General features: G+C 66.9%; 10 protein-coding genes and 1 pseudogene. 10 read left to right on the top strand and 1 reads right to left on the bottom strand.

What is annotated here, in order from left to right; genetic code table 11:
* On the bottom strand, nt 1–297 hold a 297-nt coding region (locus AB0C35_RS45685; RefSeq protein WP_358470866.1), incomplete at its 3' end, for a DUF6000 family protein.
* Between the two features lie 65 nt (nt 298–362).
* On the opposite strand from AB0C35_RS45685, the gene AB0C35_RS45680 reads away from it, so the two are divergent.
* The 10 genes and pseudogenes from AB0C35_RS45680 to AB0C35_RS45635 all read left to right on the top strand — a co-directional run.
* A complete protein-coding gene (locus tag AB0C35_RS45680; RefSeq protein ID WP_358470863.1) occupies nt 363–2,168 on the top strand; it encodes a TraM recognition domain-containing protein in 1,806 nt (601 codons plus the stop codon).
* 80 nt (nt 2,169–2,248) lie between these two features.
* Entirely contained in the window at nt 2,249–2,650 is a 402-nt protein-coding gene (locus tag AB0C35_RS45675; protein WP_358470861.1) for a DUF4913 domain-containing protein, read from the top strand.
* A gap of 40 nt (nt 2,651–2,690) precedes the next feature.
* The gene (locus tag AB0C35_RS45670) at nt 2,691–3,482 is read left to right on the top strand and encodes a hypothetical protein (RefSeq protein ID WP_358470858.1); all 792 of its coding nucleotides are present in this window, start codon (nt 2,691–2,693) and stop codon (nt 3,480–3,482) included.
* A gap of 29 nt (nt 3,483–3,511) precedes the next feature.
* Entirely contained in the window at nt 3,512–3,961 is a 450-nt protein-coding gene (locus AB0C35_RS45665) for a hypothetical protein (RefSeq protein WP_358470855.1), read from the top strand.
* Nucleotides 3,962–4,237: 276 nt separating this feature from the next.
* Entirely contained in the window at nt 4,238–5,071 is an 834-nt protein-coding gene (locus tag AB0C35_RS45660) for a hypothetical protein (protein ID WP_358470852.1), read from the top strand.
* A 380-nt stretch (nt 5,072–5,451) separates the two neighbouring features.
* Entirely contained in the window at nt 5,452–5,619 is a 168-nt protein-coding gene (locus AB0C35_RS45655; RefSeq protein ID WP_358470849.1) for a hypothetical protein, read from the top strand.
* A 6-nt stretch (nt 5,620–5,625) separates the two neighbouring features.
* Nucleotides 5,626–6,399: a hypothetical protein gene (locus AB0C35_RS45650; RefSeq protein WP_358470846.1), complete on the top strand. Its 774-nt coding sequence runs from the start codon at nt 5,626–5,628 to the stop codon at nt 6,397–6,399.
* A 120-nt stretch (nt 6,400–6,519) separates the two neighbouring features.
* Nucleotides 6,520–6,903: a hypothetical protein gene (locus AB0C35_RS45645; protein WP_358470843.1), complete on the top strand. Its 384-nt coding sequence runs from the start codon at nt 6,520–6,522 to the stop codon at nt 6,901–6,903.
* Nucleotides 6,904–6,926: 23 nt separating this feature from the next.
* On the top strand, nt 6,927–8,405 hold the full coding sequence (locus AB0C35_RS45640) for a hypothetical protein (protein WP_358470840.1): 1,479 nt from the start codon (nt 6,927–6,929) through the stop codon (nt 8,403–8,405).
* A gap of 621 nt (nt 8,406–9,026) precedes the next feature.
* Nucleotides 9,027–9,466: pseudogene (locus AB0C35_RS45635) on the top strand (ABC transporter ATP-binding protein); the annotation flags it as partial.

Below are 9,466 nucleotides of genomic sequence, written 5' to 3'. Positions count from 1 at the left end.
AAGGGATTCGCGGAATCGGGTGCGTCGGCTCAGCCCAATGAGCCAGGCAGCCGTGAGCCGCTCACGCCAGCCGGCGAGCTGCCCTGGATACAGCATGAACTCAAGGTCGGTGTCGGTGATCTGTCGGGCGTCTCTGGCCAGAGTGTGGAGGAAGGGCCTGCGTTCGGTCTCAGGCAGCCTCTCGAAGTTGCCGTGAAGAAGTTCCCGCCAACGAGGCTCCTCCGGGTCCGAGAGTGCGTGGACGTAGCGGCGAATCGGTTCTTCGTTGCCCTCGTCGCGCTGGGGCCCCTGGCTCATGGCGGGATCCTGCCACATACGCGGCTACGGGCTGAGGACACCGCCCAGGCGATCAGGGACGGCGGATGACGCGGGCGCTGGGCCCCAAGGCGTCGCTGTGGCATTCCAATGCGGGGGCCGGGTGGCTGGTGCTCGTCGTCTGCTGGACGCCCATCGTCGGGCTGTGGGTGGTGTGGGCCGTCGCGAAGCTCTGCGCTACGGCCACCGGCGGGACGGTCATGCCCTTCGGCACCGACTTCGCCGCCGCCCTCATCCAGGGAGACACCGATGTGGCCTGGCCGGGAACCCCGACACCGCTGATCCTGCTCATCCTCGTGCTCTTGATCAGCGCGCTCGTGTACGGGGTCTGGGCGGTGTGGTTGCGGGTCGCGAAACGTTTTCCACAGCCTGGGGATCCCGTCGCCGCGCTCGCCGACAACCCCGGCCTGACCGCGCTTCAACCCGATGCGATAGCCGAGAAGGCGATCGCGCTGCGCCGCTCACTCGCCAAGTCCGCCCCCCAGGATCTGAAGCCGGACGATATCGGCCTCGTTCTTGGGGACGCCCTGCTCCCCGGCGACCGCAACGGACCGACGCTGTTCGCCTCGTTCGAGGACACCGTGGTGGCGTTCATGGCACCCCGCTCGGGTAAGACGACCACCCAGTCCATCCCGCACGTACTGTCCGCACCCGGGCCCGTCATCGCCACCAGCAACAAGGCCGACCTGTGGTCGGCGATCGCCACCATCCGCGCCGACCGCACCGGCGGACAGACCTGGCTGTTCGACCCGCAGCACATCACCTACCAACCCCAAGCCTGGTGGTGGAACCCGCTCGCCGGACTAGCCACCGTCGAGGACGCCCACCGCCTCGCCGGACACTTCGTCCTCACCGTCGACGACGGCCAAAAGAAGGACCTGTGGGGACCGGCCGCCCAAGACCTACTGTGCGCATTGTTCCTCGCTGCCGCGACCTCCCGCCGTTCCCTGCATCATGTCGCCCGGTGGCTGGACGAGCCCGCCGTCCCAACCCCGATCGAGCTGCTCCAGGAGGCCGGTTTCCACCTCATGGCCTCGTCGCTCAAGGGCACGCAGAACGGCGCCGTCGAAACCCGCGACGGGATCTACCAGACCGCCCGCACCGCCGCCAAAGCCCTCCGCGACCAGGAAATCCTGGCCTGGGTCACCCCCGACCGTGACCTGCCGGTCTTCGACCCCGACGCTTTCGCCGCCTCGGCCGACACCCTCTACCTGCTGTCCAAATCGCTGTCGGCCGCCGCACCGCTGATCGCCGCGCTCACCGACACCACCATGCGCGCCGCCGAACGCCGCGCCGAACAAGCCGGCGGACGCCTCGACCCACCCCTGATCGTCGCGCTGGACGAGGCCGCCAACATCTGCCGCATCGCCGACCTGCCCCAGCTGTACTCCCACCTCGGCTCACGCGGCATCATCCCCGTCACCATCCTGCAAAGCTACGAACAAGGCGTCACCGTCTGGGGCGAACCCGGCATGGCCGCACTCTGGGGCGCCGCCACCCGCAAACTCATCGGCGCCGGCATCGACTCACCACGCCTGGTCCGCGACCTGGCCACCCTCATCGGCCAGCACGACGTCCCCGTCCGCTCCATCACCTACAACGACGGACGCGCCAGCGAACAGATCTCCCTGCGCCGCCAGGAAATCCTCGAAGCCGCCGACATCCGCGCCCTGCCCACCGGCACCGCACTCCTGCTCGCCACCGGCACCAAACCCGCACTCATCCGACTCCGCCCCTGGTACACCGGGCCCCACGCCGCCCCCATCCAACAGGCCATCAAGACCGCCGATTCCGCGATCGCCGATGCCGCACGCCGCCACTACAACCACCCGGACACCCCGTCCACGCCATAGCTCACATCCACTCCGCAGCTCACGTCCCACAAAGAAGAAGGGCGCCTTCACATGCACGCATCCACCGCTTTGGAGGCTTCATGCCCCACCCCGACACGTCCACGACCGACAGCAAGCGCCCCGAATCGCTGTACCCGGACGTCACCGCCTGGGTGACCCAGCACTTCGTCCCCATGTACCGGCGCACACTCGGCGGCGAGTTCCGCTGGTGCGCCCAATGGTGGCGCCACGGCGAAGCCATCTCCCGGCTCACCGCCCTGTGGTTCGCCTGGGAAGCAATGCGCCTGCAAGGCGCCACCGGCATGGCGCTGTGGTACCGCGACCACCTCGACCACCAACTCCCCGTCCTCCTCGGACCGCGCGGCCCCTTCTACCAATGCACCGAGGACGAACACCTGCCTCCGCACGAAGCCCGCATCGTCCCCGCCCCTGTCGGGTGGCTCGGCTTCGACCAGGACGACCCGGTCCCGGTCAATGCATGACCTCGCCTCCTACGGTTCGAGCCGCTGACTGGAGATCCACATGACCGAACGCATGCAAGCCACCGCGCTTGCCCTGGACGCCTATGAAAAGCACCTGTTCGGCGACCTGGCCAACGGCCACCGCCACGACCGCGTCGAGGCTGAAGGGCTGCTGCAGTCCCTCGTCATCGACCTCATCAACTACGGCGAAGGCCACCACCTGGACGTAGTCGACCTGCTGGACGCCCTCGTCCAGGCCCGCATCGACCGCGGCGGAGCGCTGACCAACCCTCGCTACAGCTTCCGTCTCGACACCGAGGTCCAGTTCCGCGACCGCGACGCCGAAGAACATCGGGGGTTCATCACCGAGCTGCGGTCCTCCGGCCCCGGTCAAGACGCCGAATGCGTGCTACGCATCCCCGGAATCGTCGACCCTCAGCACACCGTCACCTCCGAGCTGGAGCCGGCCACCCGGATGGTCCCCATGACGACCCAGATGTCAGGAACCGTCTTCAGCGCCCGAGCTGCCGAAGACACCATCATCGACCTCATCACCAGGCTGCCAACCCAGCACGTCGACACCACCCCGGACACACAGGTGCTGGCGGACCTGGCCGAGTTGTCCACCGCGCTGGCCCTCTGGTCCGGAACCAAGCCTGAGCAGGTGCTGCACCATCTCCGTCACCGGGCGGGCGACACCCGCCAGCACAAGCCGACTGGTCTTCGGCCGCCCGGCGAGCTGAGGCCTCGTTCCCCAACGACATCGCCGCCAGCCTGGCCGGCGAGCTGCCCGTCACGTCGTCGAGCCGTCCCGATCCTCCGCGACCGAGCCCAGGTCCCCGGCCTGATGTGACCAGCACACCCACCGCTCGGAGGTACTGAATGCCCGACCATGATGAGGCCGTCGCCGTCGCACTCGACGCCTACCAGCACTACCTCCTGCCCGACGACCGTCCCAGCCATCGCGCCGACACCCTGCTGGCCCAGCCGCTGATCGAGTCGCTCATCACCCAACTCGCCCGCTACGCCGACCGTCACGACCTGGACGTCCACGACACGCTCGCCGAGCTTCACCAGCAACGACACGACCGCGGGGGCCACGACCACGACCCGACCTACAGCTTCCGGCTCGGCGCCGAAGTCCAGTTCCGTCAGCAGCGCACCGCCATGGGAGCCATGCCGCGGTACCCGCTGTGGCGGGGATTCATCACCGCCCTGGCCACCTCACCCGACGGCGATGCCCAATGCAGCATGCGAGTCCCCGGCATCACGGCGACAACGGCCTCGTCGCCGACGAGCAGGCACTCACCGACCTCGCGCAGCTCACCATGAGGCTGGGCACCTGGTCTGGTGGCCGTCCCGACGAGATCATGCGTCACCTCCACGACGACATCCTCAACGCCACCCAGAAGCCGGCCAGGGGACGCCCCGGACGCGCTGCAGCGGCCCGGCAAGCCGCCACCGAGTTCCCCCGGCGCCCACACCCCGCCCCCGCAGACCCGCCACCCACTACCAGGCCCAAGCCGGACGACCCGCCGAGGCCACGCAAGCCGCGCCCCTGAAGGTCGCGCCCCCAGACATCACGCACCCGAACCATAGGGAGGTCGGATGGCCGAAGCCGGCGCCGAACAGTTCGCCGAGTACGGAGCCGCAGCGCTGGACTCCTTCCAAGCCCTCTTCGAGCAGACCGAGCACCTCAACCACCGAACCAACGACGAGCACGCCCGTGAACTCCTGGGCGACCTGCTCATCGACCTGATGCACTACGCCGGACACCGCGACCTGGAATTCAACGACGTCCTCGCCCAAGCCCAGGGCTACTACCTCAGTGAGCAGGACAATCCCAGCGTCTTCCCCATCGGATCGGCCGTCCAGCTGGAAGGCCTGGCCGCCGATGAAGCGATCCTCCTCGGCCAGCCGACCCGAGGCACCGTTACCGGGATCCTCGTCCCCGACCACGGCCCCACCGAGTATTACGTCGGCTTCCTCGGCGAGACCAGCAACCACAAGACCATCGCGGCCGACCTGGAGCCGGCCCCGCCCTTCCCCGCCGCCACCACATCCGAAGGCGTCATCGACGACCCGCTACGGGCAGAGGCGAACCTGGTCGACACCATGACCCGCATCGTCAACGCAGAAAGCCAGGGCATCCGGCCCCACAAGGACGACCTCAACGATCAACAGGCCCTGCTGAACGCTCTGGTGGCCTGGAACGGCATGGACAAGCGCAGCGTCACCGACCTGCTCCTCGCCAAGGTCGCAACCCGTCTCCCAACCGACGGACAGCATCCGCCGACAGCCCCGGACGCGCCGCTCACCCCCGGCCAACTCGCCGCGCAGGCCTTCCCATCACCACTCGCTGACGGCCTCTCCAACCCGCAGAACGCGTCCTCACGTGGGCCGGCAGACACCACGCCTCAGCGGCCTCGCCACAGCCGCTGAGCGCTCACCACCTCTCAACTGCAGAAACTCACCCCGACACACGGCAACCACAGTTGATCATCACCCAGGAATCGATCACACTCGGGTAATCATCTTTAGTTGATCGATCACGCTCACGTCGCCTATCAAGGCTGAGCGTATAAACCACGGAGGTCCCGCTGAAGCACTTCTTCGACTACGCCACGCGCCAGATCAAGGCCGCCGACACCGTCCCCGCACTGCTCACATCCGCCTTCGTCGGCCTCGACCTCATCGAGCGCGCCACGACCGTCCTCGCCCAGACCGCACCAAAGGGCGCCCATCAAACAGCACTCGCCGAGGCCACCGACGCCTGGTGGGCCCTGTCCGAAGCGCCCACCCTCGCCTGGCCAGAACGCTCCATGACCGACGCCGACGTCCAACTGGCCGGCGAGGCCGTCGCCGCATTCGTCTTGGTCGTCGCCGAAGCGATCCTCACCGCCGCGTCCAAGACCACCGCCCCAGCCGACCGAGTGGCCTGCCTGACCGCCGCCCACCACGCCGGCCACGTCCACGCGGCACTCAGGTAGGCGCCCGTGATACTCGACAACGCCAATCGGATCACCCGCGCCACCCGCGCCCTGGAGACCTACGAACAGTCCGTCTTCCCCGGCGAACCCTCACTGCTGCGACACGACCCGCTCTACGCCGAAGCGCTCCTGACGGCGCTGCTCTGCGACCTGGAGCACTACGCCAACCACCACGGCATCAACTTCTCCAGCGCAATCAGCACCGGCCACTCGATCAACACCGAGGAAACCGCCGATCAGACCGCCTACGAAGTCGGCGACCAGGTACGCCTGACCCGCCAAACCGGCCGCTGCGGCACCATCATCGGCTGGACGAACCTCACCCCGGACGCCCAGCCGGACTATCTCGTCGAGGTGCCGGGAGTCCCCTTCGTCTACGCCGAATCGGCCGCCCACCTGGCTCCAGCGCCCCCGTTCCCGCCAACGGAAACGAGCCTGGGCCTCGTGACGCACGCCAACCAGGCCGAACAGACCTACACCAGCATCACGGCCCAGCTCTTGTCCACAGCCGAGCCAACCCGCGAGATGCTCGAGCACGACCGCCATAGGCTCCTGGACGCGCTGAACTCGTGGAGCGGCATCTCAACGACCCAGCTCCGCGACGCACTCACCCCTCCGCCGCGCGCGACATCCGGCTCGACCAGCCGACCACAACGACCCAAGGTCGCCTCTGCGGACACCTCCAGCAACGTCGGCAATGCCATCGCCTACACACCAGCGGATAGCGGCAACCGAAGCCCGTCGCCGTCCACCGCCATGAACTCAGCTCCGCCGGCCTGACCACCAAGGATCCCCATGCAGAACCAACAGCACGCATCATCGCCCCCACGCCCGAATCCGCCCCAGCCCAGCGAGCGCACAAACCCCGCCGCGCCAGCCGCCCCACCAAAGGACCGCCTCATGACCCACGAACGCGAACACGACGACGTCCGGCGCAGCTGGTTCACCGAAATCCTCAACAGCACCCTCAACGACCTGGCCCAGGCCGAGCGAGTCATCACCTCCTACGCCGCCCAGGAACCCGACGGATTCATCGCCTGGGGCATGGCCGAAGGCGAAGCCACCCAAGCCCACCAGGCCCTCCGCCAAGCACCGTCCCTGCACACCACCGCCCCCACCGACTACACCACCGTCAACGCCACCGCCGACGCCCTCTTCGAACTCGCCAGGAAGATCTCCCAGAGCCTCGTCCGGGCCGCCGAACTGGCCAGCGACCCCGACGACAAGATGGCCTGCCTCCATGCAGCCCTGCACGCCGACCGACTCCGAGAAGCCCTGCGGTAGCCGCCGTGGTCACCTTCGGGGAGATGACCGCGATCGCCACCGAACACCTCACCGACCTGCAACACCAACTCCACAGCAAACGCCTCGCCCGCGACCTCCGCAGCCGCAACACCCCACCCGAACTCGCCCGCCTCACCCACGTCCTGGCCCGCTACCACGACCAGATCGCCGCCGGTTTCGGCGTCCCGCACCCACAAAACACCGGCGTGCGGGACGCCGCCGACCGCGCCGGCACCCTCATCAAACAAGCCGGACAACTCCTCGGCCCACCCGCAGACACACCAGCCCCAAGATCCGCCCTGGCCCAGAAACTCCGCGCCGCCTCCATCGCCCTCGGCTGCGGCCTGGACCTGCTGTCCACCCACTTCCCCACCGCCCCCGACCAGGCGACCTCAGCCAACGCCGCCGTGATCGCAGCCCCCGACACCGCCCGAGCCCTCCTGCGCCAACTCAGCACTCACACCGCCACCATCGCCCACCTCTCCAGCCGCACCACCCCACCCGCAGACCAGGCCTGCACACTTCTCCTCAAGGCCGCCGTCCTCGCCCGCATCTACAGCGAAAACCAGCCGCCACCGCCCATCACCGCCATCCCGCTCCACCACACCCCGGCCCGCATCCCACCCGTAATCGGCGAAAACCACGATCAAGCACTCGCCGGAATCGACGCGAGCATTCACCGCCTCAGCAACCCCATCTCCCCCGCCTCCGTCACCACCTGGCGCTACCTCGCCAGGGCAGCAGCCATCACCTGCGACCTCAACGTAAAAGCCATCCAACAACTCATCTACCGCATGAAGGAAATGAACGAGCCTGCGCACCGATCAGCTCTCCAAGAAGCCGTCACTTCCACCAAGCAGACGGGCAAGAGGTGGAAGGAAATCGTCCGGCGTTGGGACGAACAAACAAACCATCACGGTCACACCGCCAACGGCCCAGCAACCGACGCAAGCGATCTCATCATCCGGCTCGGCCGCCTAATCCACGCCGACCCCGCCTGGACACCGAGCCCCCGCGCGTCCTACCGGATGAAACCACCCGAAGAACTAGCCCCCGACCTCACCCAGGCAGCCCGCATCGCCACCGTCACACTCAAAACCATCGAGGCCTGCAACACCCTCGCCTCTAACCACCGTTCCGCAATAACCGACGCGGCAGTCCTGGGCATCCTTCACAAGCAGCGCGAATACCCAACCCACATGCCACGCGTCCCAGCATCAGCGCGCCAGCTATCCAGGTCTTACGAGGCGGCGGAACTCAGAGGACGCCATACGATAACCACACTCGCCCAAACAATTCGAGCCCTACCTCCGACCTCTGAAGATGACCCTGATGAAGTACATTTGATAATTCATCGAGCGGCCATCAACGAGCAGGAGCAGGCCTTCCTGACTGCAACCGAGTTCCCGGCTCTCATTCCCAACGACACGGAAAACCCAGACCATCCAGCCACACCCACCGCCACCGCGATCCCGCCCACCAGAAAATCCTCAAGACGCTAGCAGCAACACCAGAGCCGTTACACAAAACCGGGCGAAAAACTACGCATTATGTCAGTGCACTTGAAGCCAGTTCGCTCTGTCGTACCAACGAAGTCCAACAAACCAGGCGCCGAAGGTGACACGTCAACCATCACGCCAGCGCCGAGGAAGACCTGGAGCGGATCGACCATCAGACCCGTTGGTGCGGCCGAAGCGATCGGTCATCACACCGCACCGTACTGACGATCTCGGCCATGTGTACCGCAGCGCCGACTGGCCGAGAACCCCCAAGGCGTCGCGCACCGAGACGTCCGGACGGTAAAGCAAGATCGCCATTGGGTGCCTGCCCAGCGGCATGACAGTGCGTTGAACACCACGGAAGGCCGACCAGAGGTGACTGCAAAGGGAAAGGCTTTTTCGAAATTCGGCGGGATGATCTTGTCCATCCGCTGTTTCTGAGATACCCGGCGATCACTCCGAGCCTGCGCGAAATACGTTCGCTCTACTTGGACGGCCTGAGGCAGCATGGGAGGGCAGCGGTGTGGAGGGTGGGTGCCCGTGCTAGGAGTACGAGGTGGCTCCAGGGACGGCGGGTCGGCTCGGCAGCGAGCGGTTCTGCTGGCCCTGCGCTATTACTGCGATGTGCTGCGCCGTCAGTGGCGTATCTCGGTTCCGGCGATGACATTACCGGCGCTCGGGAATACCTGCCTGTTCTACCTGACGCCGCTGGTGGTGGCCGCCCTGGTGGGGCACCTGGCCGACGGCGGGGACAGCGGCCTCGGCGCGCTCCTGCCCTACGTTCTCGGCTTCGCCGGCCTGATGCTGGCCGGCGAAGCGCTGTGGCGAGCGGGGTTGCACTTCCTCAACCGGGTCAACGGCCGAGGCATCGAATGGCTCGGCATCGTCGGCATGGACGAGTTGCTCGCCAAAGACACCGCGTTTTTCCACGACAACTTCGCCGGTTCACTGACCAAACGGATACTGAGCTTCTCCGGCGGCTTCGAAAACTTCGCCGACACCCTCACTTTCTCGGTCGTGGCCAACGTGATCCCGTTGTCCTTCGCCTCGGTGATTCTGTGGCG

The sequence above is a fragment of the Spirillospora sp. NPDC048819 genome, from assembly GCF_040650055.1.
In the GTDB taxonomy this organism is placed as follows: Bacteria; Actinomycetota; Actinomycetes; order Streptosporangiales; family Streptosporangiaceae; genus Spirillospora.
This window is presented reverse-complemented; position numbering and strand designations above follow the sequence as displayed.

Coding starts and splice junctions, on each gene's coding strand:
- AB0C35_RS45645 (WP_358470843.1), top strand. CDS start 6,520: ATGACCCACGAACGCGAACACGACGACGTCCGGCGCAGCTGGTTCACC.
- AB0C35_RS45660 (WP_358470852.1), top strand. CDS start 4,238: ATGGCCGAAGCCGGCGCCGAACAGTTCGCCGAGTACGGAGCCGCAGCG.
- AB0C35_RS45640 (WP_358470840.1), top strand. CDS start 6,927: ATGACCGCGATCGCCACCGAACACCTCACCGACCTGCAACACCAACTC.
- AB0C35_RS45680 (WP_358470863.1), top strand. CDS start 363: ATGACGCGGGCGCTGGGCCCCAAGGCGTCGCTGTGGCATTCCAATGCG.
- AB0C35_RS45670 (WP_358470858.1), top strand. CDS start 2,691: ATGACCGAACGCATGCAAGCCACCGCGCTTGCCCTGGACGCCTATGAA.
- AB0C35_RS45655 (WP_358470849.1), top strand. CDS start 5,452: ATGACCGACGCCGACGTCCAACTGGCCGGCGAGGCCGTCGCCGCATTC.
- AB0C35_RS45665 (WP_358470855.1), top strand. CDS start 3,512: ATGCCCGACCATGATGAGGCCGTCGCCGTCGCACTCGACGCCTACCAG.
- AB0C35_RS45675 (WP_358470861.1), top strand. CDS start 2,249: ATGCCCCACCCCGACACGTCCACGACCGACAGCAAGCGCCCCGAATCG.